Genomic DNA, 21769 nt, shown 5'->3' on the forward strand with positions numbered 1-21769 from the left:
CGCGTTTCCGCCCGCCGCACTGGTGGGGCAAGCCGTGCTGTGGGGCTGGCTGACTTACCGCGTGATGGCATATGACGCCATGGCCGATTACGCCAGCGTGGAAGAGCGCCACGCCATCATGCGCACGCAGCGCTGGCCGCTGCTGGCCATCGGCATGGTTTCCGGCGCAGCCGGCGCCGTGCCGGGCATGCTGTGGATGGGCGGCGTGATGTCGGTGGTGTTCTTCCCCTTCCTGGCGGCGTTTGCCATCTGGCTATATGTACTGATCTTTATCTTCACGGGTCTGTGGTTCCAGTATTACTGCCTGGAAGCACTATCGCGTTTGCGGGGCGTACGCGGCATGACCGACGTGGCGCCGGCGGACGCCTGACCTGCATTAATTCTGACCTTTAATCGAATCGAACGAGGAAGTTCCATGGCTATCGGATTGATCATCATCGGCGACGAAATCCTGTCGGGCAAGCGCACGGACCAGCATTTCCCGAAAGTAGTGAGCATGCTCAAAGCACGCGGCTTGCAGCTGAGCTGGGCGGAATACGTGGGCGACGAGCCTGCCCGCCTGGTCGCCTTGCTCAAGCGCAGCTTTGCCAGCGGCGACATCGTTTTCAGCTTTGGCGGCATCGGCGCCACGCCGGACGATCATACGCGCCAGGCGGCGGCCGATGCGCTTGGTTTGCCACTGGTGCTGCATCCGCAGGGCAAGCTCAATATCGAGCAGCGCATCACGGAAATGGGCGCAGAGGCGGGCGTGCCGGCGGACTTGAACACGCCGGAAAACCTGCATCGCCTGAAAATGGCGGAATTTGTCGAAGGCGCCGCGCTGATTCCGAATCCGTACAACAAGATTGCCGGCTTTGCCGTGCGCGAACATTATTTCGTGCCGGGCTTTCCCGTCATGTCGTGGCCCATGATCGAATGGGTGCTCGACACGCATTACAGCCACTTGTTCAACCAGGTGCCGCACGCAGAACATGCCTTGCTCGTGTATGAAACGGCAGAATCGTTGCTGACGCCGCTGATGGTGCGCCTGGAAGCGGCGTATCCCTTGATCAAGGTGTTCAGCCTGCCCAGTGTGGGCGATGCGCAGACGCGCCGGCATATCGAACTGGGCGTCAAGGGCGAACCGGCGCAAGCGGCGGCCGCCTTCGCGGACATGTGCGCCGCGCTCGATGCCCTGCATGCGGAATACGCCACCCTCTGACAGCTTGCCAGCCCGGCGCCGGCGGTTTTTCGCCGGTGTCCGGCCTGCCTTGCATCTATGTACGCTAGCGTACGTTCCCAGGCGTTGTTTTTTTGCGAAAATCTTCAATGAAGCAAGGTTTTTGTGCGCGCTCGTCGGTCGTTTTCATGCCGATGTGGTGGAATGGTGAACAGGAAGCTGGCGTGTCTAAAGCGGGGTTGCCTGCCTGTGCAGCAGTGTGTTTTTTTGATTCACCGGTATGGACATCATGTTAAGCAAGTTTTGTTGTGACCGGCTCTGGCTGGCCCTCGTCTTATCCTGTGCGGAGCGGTATCGCTACCGTATTTTCCGCGCCGTCCAAACCCAACCTTACCCTAGCATCCCATGAACGACACAGGCGTTAATCTGGCCGCGCAAGAGCGGCCCCCTTCTGATCCAGCCGCCGAGGCGCCGCCCCCGGCGAGTCCGCCGAAGAAGCGCCGTTCGCGCATCTGGCCGATCTTCGCCATCATTGTGCTGGCGCTGATCGCCGGCGTGGCGTGGTTCGTCATGCGCGAAGTGCGCACCTCGGCCCTGCAGGCCGAGTTTTTCACGCGCCTGGACCGCCAGCTGGCGTTCAAGGTCGAGCCTGGCCCCGCACCGGCAGGCGCCATCCGCTATCCGCAGCACGGGCCCTACGACGAGCGGCTCGGCTATGCCAGCCTGCCAGATTTTATTACCAAGCTGAACGCGCGCGACTATGCCGTCACGGCGCAGGCGCGCATGTCGCCGAAGATGGTGCAACTGGTCGACCGGGGCATCTTTGCCACCTATCACGAGAAAAACCGCGCGGGACTGAGCATTCTCGATTGCCGCGCCGCGCCCCTGTTCGCTGCCAGCTATCCCGAGCGCATGTTCGACGGCTTTGCCGAAGCGCCACCCGCGCTGGTACAAAGCCTGCTGTTCATCGAAAACCGTGAATTGCTCGACCCGGGCACGCCCGCGCGCAATCCCGCCGTGGAATGGGACCGCCTGAGCAAGGCCATCCTCGACAAGGCGCTGAACCTGTTCGGCGGCCACCGCGGCGGCGGCGGCAGCACCCTGGCCACGCAGATCGAGAAATACCGCCATTCGGAAGACGGGCTTACCAGTTCCATGCAGGACAAGCTGCTGCAGATGATCTCGGCCAGCCTGCGTTCGTACCAGGATGGCGAGAACACCATGGCAGCGCGGCGCAAGATCGTCGTCAATTACCTCAATACCGTGCCGTTGTCGGCAAAAAGCGGCTTTGGCGAAGTCAACGGCATCGGCGACGGCATGTGGGTCTGGTATGGCCGTCCGTTTGCCGAAGTGAAGACTTTGCTCAAGGGTAATATGGACCAGCCGGGCAGTGCGCTGGCCTACAAGCAGGCGCTGAGCCTGTTGATCGCGCAGCGCCGTCCCTCGCATTACCTGGTGGCCGGCGGCGCTGACCTGGAAGAATTGACCAACAGCCATCTGCGTCTGCTGGCGCAGGCGGGCGTGATTTCGCCGCAGCTGCGCAATGCGGCCATCGCCGAGAAGCTGCGCCCGTCGACGGCCTCGGGCGTACAATCGGAAGCGTCGACCTCGTTCGTCACGCGCAAGGCCTCGAATGCCGTGCGCAACCACCTGGCCAGCATGCTCGGCGATCCGCGCCTGTACAACCTCGACCGCCTGGACCTGAAAGTGGTCAGCACGCTCGATGCGCAGGCGCAAAACGCCGTCACCAAGGTCTTGCGCGAGTTGCGTGACCCGGAGGTGGCGAAAGCGGCCGGCCTGACGGGCAAGGGCATGCTGGGCAATGGCGACCCTGCCAACGTGGTCTACAGTTTTACTTTGCTGCAAAAAGGCGAGCAAGCCAACTTGCTGCGCGTGCAAACGGATAACTACGATCAGCCGCTCGATATCAACGAAGGCGCCAAGCTGGACCTGGGTTCCACGGCCAAGCTGCGCACCCTGGTCACCTACCTGGACATCATCGACCAGTTGCACCAGCGCTACAGCGGCATGGGCGCGGCCGAGCTGGGCAAGATCACCGTCGATCCCAAGGACTTGCTGTCGCAGTGGGCGATTGCCTACTTGAAACCATTGCCTGCCGGCGAGGCGCGCAACTTGCCGGCCATGCTGGCCGCCGCCATGGAGCGCAAGTATTCGGGCAACCCCGCTGAAGGTTTCTTCACGGGCGGCGGCTTGCACCATTTCGGCAACTTTTCCAGGCTTGACGACAGCCGCATCATGACGGTGCAGCAGGCGCTGCGCCAGTCGACCAACTTGGTATTCGTGCGCCTGATGCGCGACGTGGCCCGTTACTACATGTTTTCGCGCCCCGATTCCTCGGCCTCGCTGCTGGCCGACGCGGACGATCCGCGCCGGGCCCAATACCTGAGCCGTTTTGCCGACAAGGAAGGGCGCGAATTCCTGCACCGCTTCTATCAGAAGTATCGCGGCAAGAGCGTCGACGAGCAGGAAAAGATCTTGCTGGCCAGCATACGCCCGACCCCAGTGCGCCTGGCCAATATCTTCCGCACCGTCAATCCCAAGGGCACGGTGGCGGAATTCGGCGATTTCCTTAACGCCAACCTGCCGTCGCAAAATGAAGTGCCGTCCGAGCGCGTCGCCAGGATGTACCAGCAGTATGCGATGGAAAACTGGTCGCTGGCCGACCGCGGTTATCTGGCCAATGTGCATCCGCTGGAACTGTGGATGGTGGCGTATCTGCGCCAGCACGAAGGTTCCACCCTGTCGCAGATGGTGGCGGCCAGCGAAAAGGAACGCCAGGAAGTCTACAAATGGCTGTTCAATACGCACCGCAAGCATGCGCAGGATCGGCGCATCGCCAATTTGCTGGAGGTGGAAGGCTTTTTGGAAATCCACCGCCAGTGGAAGAAGATGGGCTATCCGTTTGATTCGCTGGTGCCGTCCTACGCGACCACCCTGGGCGCCTCGGCCGACCGTCCTGCCGCGCTGGCCGAGTTGATGGGCATCATCATCAACGATGGCGTGCGCAAGCCCAGCGTGCGTATCGATTCCATGCATTTCGCCGCCAATACGCCGTACGACACCATGGTCAAGCGGGGCAGCAAGGTGGAGGCGGAGCAAGTGCTGTCGCCGGACGTGGCCAAGGCCGTCGCCAAGGCCATCCGCGAAGTGGTGTCTGACGGTACTGCCAAGCGGGCCAAGACGGCGTTTGTCGGCGCCGACGGCGTGCCGATTCCCATGGGCGGCAAGACGGGCACGGGCGACCAGCGCTTCGACGTGTATGGCGCCGGCGGCCGCCTGATCGAGTCGCGCTATGTGAACCGTTCGGCCACGTTCGTCTTCAATATCGGCGAGCGCTTCTACGGCAGCATGACGGCGTATGTGCGCGGGCCGGAATCGAAAAACTACGATTTCACCAGCGCCTTGCCCGTGCAATTGCTGGTGTCGCTGGCGCCAAGCCTGATGCCGCTGATCGAGCCGCCCGCGCCGGCCGAGGGCGTGGCCAAGCAGTGCACGAATTAAGGTATTGTTGCAGCTGAAAGCCGGCCTTCACGGGCCGGTTTTTTTTTGAGGGAGTGCAATTGGACAAAACGCAGCAGATTTTTCAGCAATATCACCGCTTTGACGATGGCGCGCTCGTGTCCATCGAGCAGCAGTATCAGCCCGGGGGCGTGCAAGCCGTGCGCATCGTCTTGTATGCAAGAAATCATGCGCTGGATGGCAATGTCTGGCGCCAGGTCGCCATCACGGTGGGCGCGGTGCGCGAAGTGCTGCTCAGGACGCCGGGCAACTTCATCAACCGCATCTGCTGCGGCGTGAAGTTGCTGCGTTTCGGCGACGACTGGTGCGTCGATGTCGACGGCACCTACACGCACGACGATCCCGCGACACTGGACGAAGTGCGCCGCGATGGCGATTGCTACGTCATCGGCGGCACGGTCGAGGCAATCGAACTCGATTAGCCGGCAAACACGGCCGTTTTATCTTCCAGGCGCGCGTGATACGCGGCAATGGCGGGAGTCTCGGGACGCTGCATGGGCGCCATCAGCCAGCGCTTGACGGACAGGCCCAGCACGATATCGGCCAGGGTGAACGCTGCGCCGCAGACGTAGGCGCCCGTGTGCTGCAGCTGCTGCTCCAGGATATCCATCATCTTGTTCCAGCCGGCAATGCCGGCCGCCAGTTGCGCCGCATCCTGGTGTGCCGGGCTGTGGCGCACCAGTGACATGAAGGCGTAGCGCCAGCTGTTGTTGAGGTCGCCCATTTGCCAATCCATCCATTTTTCCACCTCCGCGCGGGCGCGGGGATAGCCTGGCAGCAAGTCTTCACGGCCGGCCTGGGCGCACAGGTAGCGGCAGATCGTGTTCGATTCCCATAGCACCAGCTCGCCGTCAACCAGCACGGGCACCATGGCGTTCGGGTTCAAGGCCAGGAAGGCGGGGTCGTCGGTACTGCGAAAGCCGCTGCCCCAGTCTTCGCGTTCATACGGCAGGTCGAGTTCCTCGCACGTCCACAAGACTTTGCGGACATTGATCGAGGCGGCTTTTCCAAGAATTTTCAGCATGCGGGGCTCCGGGGGCAGGTGATCGATCTGCCACTGTAGCCGAAATGACTATGCCGCGCATGAGAGATGCCTTGCATAGTTGCACTTTTCTTGGCATCGTAGCCACCCATGAAACCTATGCGCCATCACATGTCCAAAATCCTCGCGTTCAGCCGCTTTTCCGTGCGCGATTTTCTCGCCACCGCCGGCCCCACCCTGTTGCTGGTCGGCGCGTTTTGCGCGCTCGCTTACTGGCTGGTCGATCCGGCGCCGCCGCGCCAGGTGAGCCTGTCGACGGGGCAGGACAATAGCGCTTATGAAGAGTTCGGCAAGAAATATGCGGCCACCCTGGCCAAGCACGGCATCAAGGTGACCTTGCAGCCATCGCTGGGCTCGCAGGAAAACCTGCAGCGCTTGAATAGCGGCAAGACCGATATCGCTTTCGTGCAAAGCGGTTCGACGGAACACGCCGATGCCGAGCGGCGGGGCTTGATTTCCCTCGGCAGCCTGTTTACGGAACCCGTCTGGCTGTTCCTGCGCGAAGACAAGGCAGTGACGGAACTGACGCAGCTGAGGGGCATGAAAATCAACCTGGGACCGGAAGGCACGGGCGTGCCCAGCCTGTTCCGGCAGTTGCTGTCCGTGAATGGCGTGGAAGCGAATGAACTGACCGTCAGCGACTTGCAGAACACGCCCGCCACGGTGGAGCTGCTGGAAGGGCGCATCGATGGCCTTGTGTTCAGCTCGGCGCCGGAAGCGCCGCTGATCCAGATGCTGCTGCAAACGCCGGGCATCAAACTGTTTAATTTTTCGCAAGCGGAGGCGTACACGCGGCGCCTGCCTTTCCTCACGCATGTCGTCTTGCCACGCGGTATCGTCGACCTGGGGCGCAATATCCCCGCACAGGATTACCACCTGATCGCGCCGACCGCCACTTTAGTCGCGCGCGAAGACTTGCATCCAGCCCTGGTGGACCTGTTCGTGCAGGCGGCGGCACGCATCCACGGCGGCACGGGCTGGTTCCAGCAGCAGGGGCAATTTCCGTCCGCGCGCTATACGGAAATTCCTGTGGCACCCGAAGCGCTGAAGTTCTACAAGGATGGCGCGCCCGTGCTGCAGCGCTATATGAGTTTCTGGCTGGCCAATTTCTTTGACCGCATGTGGGTACTGGTGGTGGCCTTGGGCGCCCTGATCCTGCCCCTGTCGCGCGTGGTGCCGCCCCTGTACGTGTGGCGCATCCGTTCGCGCGTGTACCGTTGGTACGGCCAGCTGCGCACGGTGGAGCAGGCGCTGGAAGACGTGCCACAAGAGCAGCGCGCGCAAGTGTATGCGGCGCAATTGCAACGGCTGGACCAGATCGAGGAAATGGTCAACCAGATATCGATTCCCCTGTCGTTTGCCGATGGCCTGTATGGCTTGCGCAGCCACATCAATTTCGTGCGCAAGCGCATCCTCACCCTGATGGGTGAACATCCGACGTTCGAAGCGGGCGAGCCGGCCTGAAGCGTCAGTCCACGGCTGGCACGGCATCTGGCTGACGCGTCGCCGTCATGGACAGCTGTTCAGTTGTTCCTGGCTTCAGGCGCCCAGCCACGGCAAGCCCGCCTTGCACCAGCCGCCGATCTGCTTGCGGTGGCCGTCGGCATCCTTGTCGCCTTCGAAGCCTTCGAGGATATCGAAGCAGTGCCTATAACCGTGCTCGGTCGCCAGTTTGGCCGCATGGCGCGACCGCACGCCGGAGCGGCACAGCATTAGCAGCACCTCGTCCTTGCCGGCTTGGGCCGCCAGTTGCTGCATAAAATCGGGATTCGGCGCGCCGCCCGGATACGTGGCCCACTGCACCGCGCCATGCTGGGTATCGGCGATGTCAACCCGGCCCACCCAGTCGCGCTCGGCATTCGTGCGGACATCGATGAGCTTGACGGCGGCATCGCCCTGCAGCAGCGCATACGCTTCCTGCGGCGTGACGGCGCCAGCATACGGCGTACCTTCATTGGCCCGGCTGCGGGCGGTGGTCAGGATGTCGGCGGCGGTAGTCATGGCGTCCTCGATGAAAGTGGAATGGTGTGAATGATTATAGTGCGCCGCCCGCGCCCCGCAAACGGGAAGTCGCAGTGTACGGCGCATGCACCACGGGAAGGCATTTTTCAGAAACGGGCGGAAATTGCACGATAATGGTGCGTTAGTCGTTTTTTGCACTTACATAGTGCATTCTTAATGTGGTGCAAACGCACTTGAAAAGCACGTGCGGGAAAACTTTCACTGGGATGGCCGGGTTTTGATCTAGGTCCTCACATCCGTCCAGAAGCTGGCATGGAATCTGCTATGATCCTTATGAGTTTTGGTGGCACGCAATGTTTGCTTCGCTTCATCAGCCCAGACGCATTAAGGTCGGCTCACCCCACATTCATTTAGGAGATACGCATGGCAATGACAGCCGCAGAAGTCTTGAAGATGGTAGAAGAAAACGAAGTCAAATTCGTTGATTTCCGCTTTGCCGATACCCGTGGTAAAGAGCAGCACGTGACGGTTCCCGTGTCGCACTTCGACATGGACAAATTCGAGTCGGGCCACGCCTTTGACGGTTCTTCGATCGCTGGCTGGAAAGGCATTGAAGCATCCGACATGATCTTGCTGCCAGATCCAAACACGGCCAATATCGACCCGTTCATGGAAGAAACGACCCTGTTCATGCAGTGCGACGTGATCGAACCGTCGGACGGCAAGGGCTACGACCGCGACCCGCGCTCGATCGCGAAACGCGCCGAAGCCTACCTGAAATCGTCGGGCATGGGCGACACCGCCTACTTCGGCCCTGAGCCGGAATTCTTCATCTTCGACAGCGTGCGCTGGAAGATCGACATGTCGGGCTGCTTCGTCAAGATCGGTTCGGACGAAGGTTCGTGGTCGACCGGCAAGGACATCGAAGGCGGCAACAGCGGCCACCGTCCTACCGTCAAGGGCGGCTACTTCCCCGTGCCACCAGTCGACAGCTTCCAGGACATGCGTTCGGAAATGTGTCTGATCCTGGAGTCCTTGGGCATCCCGGTTGAGGTACATCATCACGAAGTGGCCGGCGCCGGCCAGAATGAAATCGGCACCAAGTTCTCGACCCTGGTCGAGCGCGCCGACTGGACGCAAAACCTGAAATACGTGGTGTGGAACGTGGCGCACAGCTATGGCAAGACCGCTACCTTCATGCCGAAACCTATCGTTGGCGACAACGGTTCGGGCATGCACGTGCATCAATCCGTATGGAAAGATGGCAAAAACCTGTTCGCTGGCGACGGCTATGCCGGCCTGTCCGATTTCGCCCTGTACTACATCGGCGGCATCATCAAGCACGCCAAGGCACTGAACGCGATCACCAACCCGGGCACCAACTCGTACAAGCGTCTGGTGCCAGGCTACGAAGCCCCGGTGAAATTGGCGTACTCGGCGAAAAACCGTTCCGCCTCGATCCGTATCCCGCACGTGGCCAATCCAAAAGGCCGCCGCGTGGAAGCGCGCTTCCCGGATCCACTGGCGAACCCGTACCTGTGCTTCGCCGCACTGCTGATGGCCGGCCTGGACGGCGTTGCCAACAAGATCCACCCGGGTGAAGCCGCCTCGAAAGATCTGTACCATCTGCCGCCGGAAGAAGACGCACTGATCCCTACCGTGTGCGCTTCGCTGGAAGAAGCACTCGACGCGCTGGACAAGGACCGCGAGTTCCTGACCCGTGGCGGCGTGTTCAGCGATTCCATGATCGATGCTTACCTGGAACTGAAAATGCAGGACGTGCAGCGCATGCGCATGACCACGCATCCTGCCGAGTTCGACATGTACTACTCGCTGTAATGGCGCCATGCCGGCAATTTGCCGGTAGTGAATAAAAAACGCGGGTGAGGCGATCGGTCTTGCCCGCGTTTTTTTATGCAGTACGCCAAGGCGGTGAGAGTATGGTGTTGTATAGTCGGCCCAGGAACGATGCGGCATGCGCCGACAGGAGTGGAGATTGAGCAAGCATTACAGAATGGCGCTGATGGCAGGATTGCTGGGCGCGGCGGCACAGGCGCACGGACAGTTGTATGTCTGCGCCGATGCACAAGGACACAAGACGTACACGGACAAGCGGGTTGGCGCGCATTGCCAGCAGCTCGATTTGCCCGGCGCCATGACGGAGCCGCCACGCAAGACGGTGCCGCTGGCCGGCGCACCGGCCCGGCCCGCCACGCAGGCGGCGGCCACGGCGGTGCCTGCCGTCGGCGCGTTTCCCAGGGTCGATGGCGCCGAGCAGCGCGCGCGCGACCTGGACCGGCGCCAGATATTGCAGGATGAATTGCGCAGCGAAGAGCAGAAACTGGCTGCGCAGCGCCTGGAGTTTAACGCCGGCCAGCCCGAGCGCCAGGGCAATGAGCGTAACGATGCGAAATACCAGGAACGGGTGGCGCAAATGAAGGACAACATTGGCCGGACACAGCAGAACGTCGAGGCACTGAAACGCGAAATCGCCAATATCCGATGACGAGACCATGACAATAGATACCCACTCCAGCCGTCCGGCCCACCTGGCCGGCCTTGATTTGCTGGCGTCGGCCGTGATCCTGCTCGATGGCGACGGCCGCATCAGCTATGCCAACGCGGCGGCGGAAAACCTGCTGGAAAGCTCGCTGAAAGCCCTGTCGCGGCAAAAACTGACGGCGCTATTCTTGAATCCCGACGAACTGGCCGGCATTTGCGCGCAGGCGCTCGAACATAAATTTTCCGACTTGCGCCAGGACCTGAGCCTGGAACGCCTGGGGCGCGAGCCGCTGCGCGTGCACAGCATCGTCAGCGCGCTCGACGCGCCGCGCGACGGCGTGCTGATCGAGCTGCGCGAAAACGTGCAGCAGTTAAAACTCGACCGCGAGGAGCGCATCCTCGACCAGAGCCAGGTCAACAAGGAGTTGATCCGCAACCTGGCGCATGAAATCAAGAACCCGCTGGGCGGTATCCGCGGCGCGGCCCAGCTGCTGGAGCTGGAATTGCCGGCCCTGCACCTGAGCGAGCTGCGCGAATACACGCAAGTCATCATCAAGGAAGCGGACCGCCTGCAAACCCTGGTCGACCGCCTGCTGGCACCGCACCGCCGCCCGCATATCGTGGGTGACGTGAATATCCACGAAGTGTGCGAACGCGTGCGCAGCCTGATCCTGGCCGAGTTTCCCAGCGGCCTGACTATTTCGCGCGATTACGACGCCTCGATCCCCGAGTTTCGCGGCGACAAGGAGCAGTTGATACAAACCGTGCTCAACATTGCGCATAACGCGGCGCAAGCCCTGGCCGAACGCATCGAAGCGGGCGATGCGGAGCTGATTTTCAAGACGCGCGTGGCGCGCCAGGTGACCCTGGCCAAGGTCCGTTACGGCCTGGCATTAGACTTGCATATCATCGACAATGGACCGGGCATCGCACCCCAGATCCGCGACCGGATTTTCTACCCGCTGGTGTCGGGCAGGGAAGGCGGCAGCGGGCTGGGACTGACCTTGGCGCAAACCTTCGTGCAACAGCACCTGGGCGTGATCGAGTGCGAAAGCCGGCCTGGATACACCGATTTCAGGATCGTTCTACCCTTGCCATAAGCGAGGAGGTATCCCACCCATGAAATCCATTGCGGGACACACACACTAATGAAGCCAATCTGGATAGTTGACGACGACGAATCAATCCGCTGGGTGCTGGAAAAAGCCCTGGCGCGGGAAAATCTCGCCACCAAGAGTTTTGCCAATGCGCGCGACGCCATCGCCGCACTGGAATTTGACACGCCGCAAGTGCTCGTGTCCGACATCCGCATGCCGGGCGCGTCCGGCCTGGAGCTGTTGCAGACGGTCAAGTCGCGCTTTCCCGGCTTGCCGGTCATCATCATCACGGCGTTTTCCGACCTCGATTCGGCCGTCGCATCCTTCCAGGGCGGGGCCTTCGAATACCTGGCCAAGCCCTTCGACATCGACAAGGCTGTCGAGCTGATCCGCCGCGCGCTGGAAGAGAGCCTGCGCGAGACCAGTGTCGAGTCCGGCCCGTCGGAAACGCCGGAAATCCTCGGCCAGGCACCGGCCATGCAGGAAGTGTTCCGCGCCATCGGCCGCCTGTCGCAGTCGAATGTGACGGTGCTCATCACGGGCGAATCCGGTTCCGGCAAGGAATTGGTGGCGCGCGCACTGCACAAGCACAGTCCGCGCGCGGCGCAGCCTTTCATTGCCCTGAACACGGCGGCGATACCCAAGGATTTGCTGGAATCGGAACTGTTCGGCCATGAACGCGGTGCATTTACCGGCGCCCAGACGACGCGCCGGGGCCGCTTCGAGCAAGCCGAGAACGGCACCCTGTTCCTCGATGAAATCGGCGACATGCCGTTCGACCTGCAGACGCGCTTGCTGCGCGTGCTGTCCGACGGCCATTTCTATCGCGTCGGCGGCCACCAGCCCATGAAGGCGAATGTGCGCGTCATTACGGCCACGCACCAAAACCTCGAGCAGCGCGTGCGTGACGGCCTGTTCCGCGAAGACTTGTATCACCGCCTGAACGTGATCCGCCTGCGCCTGCCCAGTTTGCGGGAGCGGCGCGAGGATATCCCCATTCTGGTGCGCCACTTCCTGGTGCAAAGCGCGCGTCAGCTGGGCGTGGAAGCCAAGCGCATGAGCGAACCGACGATGCAATTCCTCAGCAGCCTCGACTTGCCCGGCAATGTGCGCCAGCTGGAAAACCTGTGCAACTGGATTACGGTCATGGCGCCGGGCCAGACGGTGGAAATCAAGGACTTGCCGCTGGAATTGACGCAGGGGCAGGGCGATGGCGCGGCGGGCGAGGCGGCGCCGGCGGCCGTTGCCCAGCCGCACGGCGGCCAGGTCTTCGAAGGTCCCGCGCCCGCCAACGGCGCGCCGCCAGGCTGGATCGGCTTGCTGGAATTGCAGGCGGCCGGCATGCTGGGCGCAGGACAGCAGGAAGTCATGGCCGTGCTGGGGCGGCAATTCGAGTCGGCCCTGATCAAGACGGCGCTCAAGCATACGCACGGACGCAAGAACGATGCCGCCGTGCGCCTGGGCATCGGCCGCAACACCATCACCCGCAAGATATCCGAACTGGGCATCGACGGCGCCAAGGACGATTGACGCATGGCCGGACGGGGACTCCCCCGTCCGCTTTTCCCCGCAGCTTGCATCACACGTCACAACACCCACAGCAGGCGATAAGGTAAGCTGGCGCCTGCCGGACTGTTTCGTCCGGTGTTAACTTGAACTGTGGAATAGCATGCTCATAAATTGCGTGGCCTACCAGGATGGCAAAAAACTGGCCGACTTGCCGATTGACGATATCAGCGATTACGTCGAGCGGCCCGACTGCTTTGTCTGGGTCGCCCTGCTCGACGCCACGCCGGACGAGCTGAAACAGATGCAGCACGAGTTTTGCCTGCATGAACTGGCGGTGGAAGACGCGCAGCGGGGGCATCAGCGGCCGAAGATCGAGGAATATGGCGATTCCCTGTTTGCCGTCGTGAAAACCGTGGAAATGGTCGAGAATGAACTGGTGCTGGGCGAAGTCGATATTTTCGTTGGCGCCAATTACGTACTCTCGTCGCGCAGCAACAGTTCGCAAGGTTTCCTCGGCGTGCGCGCGCGCGCCGAGCGCGAACCGCATTTGCTGCGCCAGGGCTCGGCCTTCGTGCTGTATGCGCTGATGGATGCCGTCGTCGACCGTTACTTTCCCGTGCTCGATGCGCTCGAATCGGAACTGGAACTGATCGAGGACCGCATCTTCGACCGTGGCACCGAGCGCGACAATATCGAACGGCTGTACCAGTTGAAGCGCAAGGTCATGGTCTTGCGCCACGTGGTGGCGCCCCTGATGGAAGCGGTGGGCAAGCTGCACGGCGGGCGGGTGCCGCCGCTGTGCCACGATACGCAAGAGTATTTCCGCGACGTGCACGACCACCTGGCGCGCATCAATGGCACGCTCGACACCATCCGCGACACCATCAGCACGGCGATCCAGGTGAATCTGTCGATGGTGGCCATCGATGAGAGCGAAGTGAACAAGCAGTTGGCGGCCTGGGCGGCCATCTTTGCCGTGTTCACGGCGTTTGCCGGCATCTGGGGCATGAACTTCAAGTTCATGCCGGAGCTGGACTGGCATTATGGCTATCCGGCCGCCGTGGCGGTGATGAGCTGTGTCTGCGGCTATATGTATTACTTGTTCAAGCGTTCCGGCTGGCTATAAAAAATTCCCCTTATCTGTATTATTAAGCAATAGTCAGGGGTACAATCGCGGCAGGTCTGCTCGCGCGGGCCATGGCTGAGGGTTGCCACGCCGGCAGGTTTGCTGGTGCTTCCAGTGTTGCGCAGGAGCATTCATGAGTATTCCGTTGTTTGATGTGAATTCGCAAGAACCCCTGTTCGATGCCGAGCAGCGGCGCACCCTGGCCGAGGCGGCCCTGCGCTCGATTACCGCCTCGACGGCACGCGCCCGTGGCGACGACTTTCTGCGCATCCTCGTCAAGGAGCTGGCCGAAGCGCTGGACGTGCACTATGTGATCGCCGGTCGCCTGGTGCGCCTGGACGATGGCAGCGAAGGCATCCGCACGCTCGCCCTGTGGGGCGGCAATGGCTACCAGCCGAATGTCGAATACAGCCTGCAGCATACGCCGTGCCAGGATGTGACGTGCCAGAGCATGTGTTTTCATGGCAGCGATATCCAGCGTCGCTTTCCATTCGATACCCTCCTCGTCGACATGCAGGCGGAAAGCTATGTCGGCATGCCGCTGATCGACACCGACGGCAAGACCCTGGGCATCCTGTCGGCCATCGACACGCGGCCCATCGATGAAAACAAGCGCTTGCTGGCGCTGCTGTTGCTGTCGATCTTCTCGTCCCGCGGCGCGGCCGAGCTGCAGCACCAGGAACGCACCCAGCAACTGGAAGAAATCGTGCGCCAGCGCACAGAATCGCTGCTGGCGGCGCAGGCCAACCTGATCGAGCAGGAACAGATGGCGGCCCTCGGCTCGCTGGTGGCGGGCGTGTCGCATGAGGTCAATACGCCCATCGGCGTGGCCCTGACGGCGGCCTCGAGCATGGGCAGTTATGCCGACCAGCTGGTGCAGCTGCTCGGTGGCGCCAAGGTCAGCCGTGTCGAACTGGTCGACATTGCCGAATCCCTGAAAGGCGCGGCCGCCCTGATCGAGCGCAACCTGGCGCGCGCGGCCGACCTGATCGGCAACTTCAAGCAACTGGCGGTGGACCAGGTCAGCGAATACGTGGCCGACCTGGCGCTGCATGACTATGTGCACGGTCTGGTGTCGGCGCACAGCCCGGAACTGCGCAAGGCGGCACTGGCCGTGGAGCTCGACATCGCGCCCGATTGCCATGTACGCCTGGCGGCCGGCAAGCTGTCGCAAATCCTCTCGAACTTATTGATGAACAGCGCCCGCCACGGTTATCCGCAGGGCGGGCCGGGGCGCATCACAATACGCGCGCGCATCGAGGCGAACGACACTGACGCGGCCTTGCGCTGGCTGCTGCTGGAGTTTTCCGACGATGGCATCGGCCTGGCGCCCGCCGTGCGCGAGCATATGTTTGAACCGTTTTTCACCACCAAGCGGGGCCAGGGCGGCTCCGGCCTGGGCATGCACATCGTCTACACCATCGTGCAGCAACTGGGCGGCCAGGTGTGCGCCATCGATAGCAGTCCCGGCTGTCATATACAGATCAGGCTGCCACTGGCCGCCTGATCTGCCATACGCGCGTCAGGCGGCGGCCATCGACAGCGCCACCGCTTCGGCCACCTTGATGCCGTCGACGGCCGCCGACAGGATGCCTCCCGCATAGCCGGCGCCTTCGCCGGCGGGGAACAGGCCGCGCGTATTCAGGCTTTGCAGGTCGTCGTCGCGGCGCTTGATGCGGATCGGCGACGAGGTGCGCGTTTCCACTCCCGTCAGCACGGCGTCGGCCTTGTAATAACCCTTGATCTGCTTGTTGAACGCCGGAAACGCTTCACGCAGGGCCGTGATCGCGTATTCGGGCAGCGATGGCGCCAGGTCCGTCAGGTGCACGGCCGGCTTGTAGGACGGTACCACACTGCCAAATTCCGTCGAGGCGCGGCCGGCCACGAAGTCGCCGACCAATTGTCCTGGGGCATCGTAGTTGCCGCCGCCCAGGGCAAAGGCGCGCTCTTCCAGTTCGCGCTGCAGGGCGATGCCGGCCAGCGGGTCACCCGGGTAGTCGGCTGGCGTGATGCCGACGACGATGGCGCTGTTGGCGTTGCGTTCGTTGCGCGAATACTGGCTCATGCCGTTCGTCACCAGGCGGCCCGGTTCCGAGGCGGCTGCCACCACCGTGCCGCCCGGACACATGCAGAAGCTGTAGACGGAGCGGCCATTGCTGGCGTGGTGCACCAGCTTGTAGTCGGCTGCTCCCAGGATCGGGTGGCCGGCGCTGGGGCCGAAGCGGCAGCTGTCGATCAGCGATTGCGGGTGTTCCACGCGGAAACCGATCGAAAACGGTTTCGCTTCGATGTACACGCCGCGGCGATGCAGCATTTCGAAAGTGTCGCGCGCGCTGTGGCCGATGGCCAGCACCACGTGGTTGCTGGCGATGGCTTCGCCATTGTCCAGCACCACCCCGCGCACCTGGCCGCCGTCGGCGCCCGGCACGATGTCGAGATCGACCACTTTACTGCTGAAGCGGTATTCGCCGCCCAGCTGTTCGATATTCGCGCGCATTTCTTCCACCATCTTGACCAGGCGGAAAGTGCCGATGTGTGGCTTGCTCACATACATGATTTCTTCGGGCGCGCCGGCCTTGACGAATTCCGTCAATACCTTGCGGCCGTAGTGTTTGGGGTCCTTGATCTGGCTGTACAGCTTGCCATCCGAGAAGGTGCCGGCGCCGCCTTCGCCGAACTGCACATTCGATTCCGGGTTCAGTTCGCGCTTGCGCCAGAAACCGAAGGTGTCGACCGTGCGTTCGCGCACCTGCTTGCCGCGTTCCAGGATGAGAGGGCGCAAACCCATCTGTGCCAGGATCAGCGCCACGAACAGGCCGCAGGGACCCGTGCCGATGACGATGGGGCGCGGTTCATTCGTATGGCCGGCCAGCTGTTCGCCGCCGGCGACGAATTTGTAATCGGTATCGGGCGCGGGCATCAGGTGCACATCGTGCTGCAGGCGCGCCAGTACGGCCGCTTCATTCTTGACGTCCACATGCAGCGAGTAAATCAACACCACGGCGCTGCGCTTGCGCGCGTCATAGCTGCGCTTGAAGACCGTAAAGCCGAGCAGATCGGCTGCATCGATGCCCAGGCGGGCCAGGATGGCAGCCGGCAGGGACGCTTCGTCGTGTTCGAGGGGGAGTTTTACTTCGTTGAGTCGCAGCATGATGTGTATTTTTAGAAATTACCGGGCTCCGTATCTAGCGGAGAATGTGTGGTGACGCGTGAGCGCATCCGGGCGCTATTTTACCTGCATGTCCGGCTACGGGCCATCTGCGAGGTCAGCGGCACGCTGGCGCGGCAGGAAGGAGGGAGGTTGCGGAAAAGAAAAAATCCGGCGACCACTGCATGGCCGCCGGATTCGTCTTGCTGACTAACTAACTGTTATATCTTGCTTGGCGCTTAAAACGTGTAACGGCCGCCCAGCGTGAAGTAACGTCCCACTGCGCCCGCTTGGTGCAGCGATGGGTTGTAGTTGATACGGCCATAGGTTTGCACGTCCAGTGGTGCCATCTTGTCGAACAGGTTGGTGATCGATGCGGTGAGTTCCCATTGCTTCGTGACACTCCACTTGGCAAACAGATCCGTGGTCGTAAACGACGCGATACGGCAGTTTTTGTATGGTACGTCGTTGGCATCGGTGTCCAGGCAGTCACCGTTGACATCGTTCTTGTTGCTGATGCTGCTGACATAGTTCATGTTGGCAGTGACGTTAACCGGACCTTGATCCCAACCCAGAGTCAGGCGGACTTTGGTTTTTGGCGTACCGCCGTTACCGGACAGGTTGACGTCACCGTGGGTGCCGGCAAACTCCAGTACCGTGCCATCGGCGTTGGTACGGGTGAATTCCTTCATGTACGTCACCGTTACGCCCGAGTTGAAGCGGCCGTATTCGCCAGCGTTGTACTTGCCACGCAGATCCAGGTCGATACCCGAGGTCTTGGTCTTGCCAGCGTTCAGGTAAGGAGCTTTGACCATCAGAATAGGGCCAACCAAGCCTGGGAAGTTGCTTGTAGGTTCGCCACGAACGATTTCCGCATCTGGGTAACCAGCTGGGTTGGCGACCACTGCACCAGGATCGGAGCCGTTGATTTCGCCATCACGGACGATTTTCCACCAGTCGATCGACAGGCTGATGTTTTTGATCGGCTCAAGCACCACGCCCAGGCTGTAGCTCTTCGACGTTTCCGGCTTGATGTTCTTGTTGCCGATGGTGATCGCACCAACTTGTTGCGACGAGCAATCGATTGGTAATTTCGTCACGGCGCAACGCACTGGATCGCTGGCGATGCTGGTGAACGCCGCTACGGCGCTGTTGCCGTTCTCCGCCGCGCTAGGAGCGCGGAAACCTTCAGCATACGTACCGCGGAAGGCCACGGCCGACGCTGGCGTGAACTTGAAGCCGACTTTTGGCGTGGTCGAGCGGCCATAGTCCGAGTAATCATCGCTGCGCAGCGCGAATTGCAGTTCCAATTCTTTCATGACTGGCGCGGCGAGTTCGGCGTACAGCGCCTTAACGTTGCGCGAACCCTGCGAAGCGGAATAGCCCAGGCCAACGATATCGTTGATGTCGGTATATGGTGTCGACTGGCTGTTCGTTTCTTCCTTGCGGTATTCGGCGCCCAGAGCGATACCCATCATGCCGCCTGGCAATTGAAACAGTTCGCGCGTCGCTTTGAAGTCCAGCGAGGTGTTCTTCGTCGTGCCTGAGTTATTCAGCGTAGGCGACACCAGCGCCAGTACTTCAGGGGAATTGATAACGCCCTTGCCGATGCGGAAGGTGCCGTTGTTCAGCGCCGTGCGCAGGGCGCTGGAACGGTAGTAGCCCGTTTGCGTCCGGTCGGTTTTGCTTTCTGCGTACATCAGGCCAGTATCGTAATCCCAGTTGGCGTATGTACCCTTGACGCCGGCCAGAACACGGGTGACGGTCGTTTCGAGGTTCGACGTGCGTGGACGCGAAGCATCGACCCAGCGTGGACGGGCGGCGACGCCCAGGATGTTATCCGGGTGGTTTGCCGGCATCAGTAGCTGATCCGGGCCGGTGCTGGTGTTGTTGACGCGGGCATTGACCAAGTCAAAGCCCGCACCAGTCAGGCCGGACGGGGTAGAGTAGGTATCGGCCTTCGACTTGAAGATGCCCACTTCCGTGTAGCCTTGGGCATCGGCGCCCAATGCCAGGGTGCCGCGCATGAACAAGTTGACGTTTTCGGTCTTTGGCTGGATGGTCGCGAACTGGACTGGATCCCACAAGCAGCCGCCGCGGGAGTTGTCGTTCGAGCTGCCACCCTTCGGATCGAGGTTGACCGGATCGCACGAGCCTGGCAAGTTGGTTACGTTGCCAAGTGTTGGCGAAATTGGACGCAGGGTGCCCAGGAAGGAACTGCCACCGCCGTTGCCGGCGGTCGTCTGGCCAGCGCGCTGGTCGCGGCCACCCCATGGACGGGCATCAGCCTGGCCGATCCATTTGTCGCGGTTGCTTTGCTTGATTTCGCCCGATTTTTTCGCATCGATGGTGGCGAAGACGTTGAATTTGTCGGTGTCCATGTCGCCGAAGCCGATGGCGCCCGAGATGCTGGTGACGGTGCCGTCGCCGTGGCCGCTCTGGCCGACATTGGCGGAGATGGTCTTGCCGACATAGTTCTGGCGCAAGATGATGTTGACCACGCCAGCGATCGCGTCGGAACCGTAAATGGCGGAAGCGCCGTCTTTCAGGATGTCGATACGGTCCACTGCGTCGAGCGGGATCGAGTTCAAGTCGACGAAGCTGCGCTGGCCGTCATCGCCGAAGCCGTAAGGCGCCGTGCGGCGGCCATTAATCAGCACCAAGGTCGAACTGACGCTCAAACCGCGCAGCGAAACGCCGGAGGCGCTACCTGCGAAACCGTTGGTGAAGGAGCCGCTGATACTGCCGTTGTTGTCGGCGGAGATGCTGCGCACGACGTCGGCGATCGACGCTTTACCGGTTTGTTCGATATCTTTGCGGCTCAGGGTTTGAATGACCGAAATGGTTTCGGCTTCCGCGCGTTTGATGCTCGAACCTGTCACTTCGACCTTTTGAATGCTTCCGCCAGTGGTCTGTGCGTTGGCCATTTGCATGCCAAACGCAAGGCTGCCGATAAACATCAAACGGATAGACCGCGATAATCCTGTTTCCACCATCATTGCAAAACTCCTCACATTATGAATATGCGGCTTGACATTGCCATGTATCGGCAAAGCCGGCCATATATATATCTATTATTTTATCAATCGTCTCATGGACGGTGTCTTTGAAATCTTGAGTATTCAAGATTTCAAGACGTTAATGAAACCATCGCAACGACTTGGCTGTCAATTTTTATAGTGGAAATGCATATGAAAAAACAACACAAGGCACAGCTTGGCAGTTTGTCCTTGCCGTGCTGGTGGCCCCCTGACTGCAGCCCAGGGCTCATGCCTTGGCGCTTTTGGGGCTGGTGCATGCGGATGAAATGGTGGGAAAAGCGTTGTTTTTTTGTACTATACCGTAGAACGATAGACGTAAGCGCCATCATGGTGCAATATTAGGTTTCCGCATCAAAGGGGTGCGGTTATGTGCCATCTTAGTGCTTAATTGCCGAATGTTTAGGCGGTGTACTTATTTCGAAATTCAGAATAATAATAGCGGAGCCGTAATTTTAAAAATGCGCGGTTTATTTTTGTTTTTATTTTCGCAATTTCGATGATGGGCCATACGTAAGGCGCCGTAATACTTTGCATTGCGGCGCGGTCGGTATTGTCGGTGCAGCATTGAAGCGCACGGCAAGTGGCCGGAAGGCGAATAACAGATTTGGTGCTTGCAACTGGCGTTGCGCCGTGTCCATGGCAGGGCGCTCGGTTGGACTTGCAGGCGATGAAGGCGGCCCCTAGTCCTTGGCCACCTGTTAGCAGATCAGATGGTAATCAAAGATAGCATAAGCGCAGTGCGCCTACATCCCACCCCACAATATCGCCAGCGTCGCCAGCGCCGTCAATCCCGCCGTTTCCGTGCGCAGGATGCGCGGCCCCATGGACAGGCCGATGGCGCCGGCGGCCAGGGCGGCTTTTTCTTCCGCTTCCGAAAACCCGCCTTCCGGTCCCACCATCACCGTAATCGCTTGCGGCGGCTGGTGGCGCGCCCAGTCTGCCAGCGACTGCTGCGCGCGCGGCGTCAGGATGATGCGCTTATGCAAATCTTGCTGGCTGCTCCAGCTATTGAAGTCTTGCAAAGGCGCCAGTTGTGCCAGGCGGTTGCGGCCGCATTGTTCTGAAGCGGAAACAATAATCCCTTGCCAATGCGCGAGTTTTTTCTCTGCCCGCTCGGCGGACAGGCGCACGACGCAACGTTGCGCCGACAGCGGCACGATGCCCGCGGCGCCCAGTTCGATGGCCTTTTCGATGATCCAGTCCATCTTCGACGCTTCCGGCAGCGCTTGCGCCAGGGTCACGGCATACGGCAGCTCCGCTTCACGCGCCACGTGGGCTTGCACTTCGGCCGTCACGCTGCGCTTGGCGACCGTTACCAGGCTCGCTTGCACTTCGCCACCTTCGCCATTGAACAGGGTGATGAAGTCGCCCGGCGCCAGGCGCACGACCTGGATATGGTGGGCGACAGCCTCCGGCAGAGCGATGGTGGTGCCGGCAACGAGCGGCTGGGGACAGAAAAAACGCGGCATGCAAATCCTCAACGGGGGTAAGTGGGGTGGAAAGACGTCAAAGTATAGCCATTTGGCGGGCCAGTACGCCGCAATTCTAATTTGCAGCCCCTCAGTCTGGTAAAATAGTTGACTACATAAAGCAGCCGGCCTGGGTTCTTTCTTGTCCGCGCTGCTGCAAACGAATCCCAAACT

At 61.1% G+C, this 21769-nt stretch carries 16 protein-coding genes; 11 read left to right on the plus strand and 5 right to left on the minus strand.

Translation table 11 applies throughout. From position 1 onward, the window contains the following. From K0F85_RS28825 to K0F85_RS15820, 4 genes are all read left to right on the plus strand, one after another. A partial coding sequence (locus K0F85_RS28825) for an EI24 domain-containing protein (RefSeq protein WP_257572818.1) occupies positions 1 to 370 on the plus strand: 370 nt, incomplete at its 5' end. A 45-nt stretch (positions 371 to 415) separates the two neighbouring features. Continuing rightward, positions 416 to 1201 carry a molybdopterin-binding protein gene (locus tag K0F85_RS15810; RefSeq protein WP_219116937.1) on the plus strand — a complete coding sequence of 262 codons (786 nt, stop codon included), beginning with the start codon at positions 416 to 418 and terminating at the stop codon, positions 1199 to 1201. Positions 1202 to 1564: 363 nt separating this feature from the next. After that, on the plus strand, positions 1565 to 4681 hold the full coding sequence (locus K0F85_RS15815; protein WP_219116938.1) for a transglycosylase domain-containing protein: 3117 nt from the start codon (positions 1565 to 1567) through the stop codon (positions 4679 to 4681). Positions 4682 to 4740: 59 nt separating this feature from the next. Then, positions 4741 to 5121: a hypothetical protein gene (locus K0F85_RS15820; protein ID WP_219116939.1), complete on the plus strand. Its 381-nt coding sequence runs from the start codon at positions 4741 to 4743 to the stop codon at positions 5119 to 5121. Here K0F85_RS15820 and K0F85_RS15825 read toward each other — a convergent pair. Then, positions 5118 to 5723 (minus strand): glutathione S-transferase family protein, encoded by a 606-nt coding sequence (locus tag K0F85_RS15825; RefSeq protein WP_219116940.1) that lies wholly within the window; start codon positions 5721 to 5723, stop codon positions 5118 to 5120. The genes K0F85_RS15820 and K0F85_RS15825 overlap by 4 nt on opposite strands. Positions 5724 to 5852: 129 nt before the next feature. Here K0F85_RS15825 and K0F85_RS15830 point away from each other — a divergent pair, with 129 nt between their 5' ends. Next, positions 5853 to 7205, plus strand: a complete 1353-nt coding sequence (locus K0F85_RS15830; RefSeq protein ID WP_219116941.1) for a TAXI family TRAP transporter solute-binding subunit — start codon at positions 5853 to 5855, stop codon at positions 7203 to 7205. A gap of 75 nt (positions 7206 to 7280) precedes the next feature. Here the strand turns inward: K0F85_RS15830 and K0F85_RS15835 are convergent, their stop codons facing one another. Next, a complete protein-coding gene (locus K0F85_RS15835; protein ID WP_219116942.1) occupies positions 7281 to 7742 on the minus strand; it encodes a rhodanese-like domain-containing protein in 462 nt (153 codons plus the stop codon). Between the two features lie 384 nt (positions 7743 to 8126). Between K0F85_RS15835 and glnA the strand changes: the two genes are divergently transcribed. The 6 genes from glnA to K0F85_RS15865 all read left to right on the plus strand — a co-directional run bounded on the left by glnA (position 8127) and on the right by K0F85_RS15865 (position 15444). After that, positions 8127 to 9542: a type I glutamate--ammonia ligase gene (gene glnA, locus K0F85_RS15840; RefSeq protein ID WP_029496182.1), complete on the plus strand. Its 1416-nt coding sequence runs from the start codon at positions 8127 to 8129 to the stop codon at positions 9540 to 9542. Positions 9543 to 9699: 157 nt separating this feature from the next. Further along, positions 9700 to 10209: a DUF4124 domain-containing protein gene (locus K0F85_RS15845; protein ID WP_306984996.1), complete on the plus strand. Its 510-nt coding sequence runs from the start codon at positions 9700 to 9702 to the stop codon at positions 10207 to 10209. Between the two features lie 7 nt (positions 10210 to 10216). Continuing rightward, the gene (gene glnL / locus K0F85_RS15850; protein ID WP_219116943.1) at positions 10217 to 11305 is read left to right on the plus strand and encodes a nitrogen regulation protein NR(II); all 1089 of its coding nucleotides are present in this window, start codon (positions 10217 to 10219) and stop codon (positions 11303 to 11305) included. Positions 11306 to 11353: 48 nt separating this feature from the next. Continuing rightward, entirely contained in the window at positions 11354 to 12832 is a 1479-nt protein-coding gene (gene ntrC / locus K0F85_RS15855; protein WP_219116944.1) for a nitrogen regulation protein NR(I), read from the plus strand. A gap of 139 nt (positions 12833 to 12971) precedes the next feature. Beyond that, positions 12972 to 13937, plus strand: coding sequence for a magnesium/cobalt transporter CorA (corA, locus tag K0F85_RS15860; protein WP_034760218.1), 966 nt, complete (start codon positions 12972 to 12974; stop codon positions 13935 to 13937). 133 nt (positions 13938 to 14070) lie between these two features. Then, positions 14071 to 15444 carry a GAF domain-containing sensor histidine kinase gene (locus tag K0F85_RS15865; protein WP_219116945.1) on the plus strand — a complete coding sequence of 458 codons (1374 nt, stop codon included), beginning with the start codon at positions 14071 to 14073 and terminating at the stop codon, positions 15442 to 15444. A gap of 15 nt (positions 15445 to 15459) precedes the next feature. Here the strand turns inward: K0F85_RS15865 and K0F85_RS15870 are convergent, their stop codons facing one another. The 3 genes from K0F85_RS15870 to K0F85_RS15880 all read right to left on the minus strand — a co-directional run bounded on the left by K0F85_RS15870 (position 15460) and on the right by K0F85_RS15880 (position 21595). Beyond that, a complete protein-coding gene (locus tag K0F85_RS15870; RefSeq protein ID WP_219116946.1) occupies positions 15460 to 17088 on the minus strand; it encodes an NAD(P)/FAD-dependent oxidoreductase in 1629 nt (542 codons plus the stop codon). Positions 17089 to 17324: 236 nt separating this feature from the next. After that, entirely contained in the window at positions 17325 to 20012 is a 2688-nt protein-coding gene (locus K0F85_RS15875) for a TonB-dependent receptor (protein WP_257572819.1), read from the minus strand. Positions 20013 to 20869: 857 nt separating this feature from the next. Continuing rightward, a complete protein-coding gene (locus tag K0F85_RS15880) occupies positions 20870 to 21595 on the minus strand; it encodes a 16S rRNA (uracil(1498)-N(3))-methyltransferase (protein WP_219116947.1) in 726 nt (241 codons plus the stop codon). Positions 21596 to 21769: the final 174 nt, after the last annotated feature.

Source organism: Janthinobacterium sp. UMAB-56 (assembly GCF_900095265.1).
GTDB lineage: Bacteria > Pseudomonadota > Gammaproteobacteria > Burkholderiales > Burkholderiaceae_D > Janthinobacterium.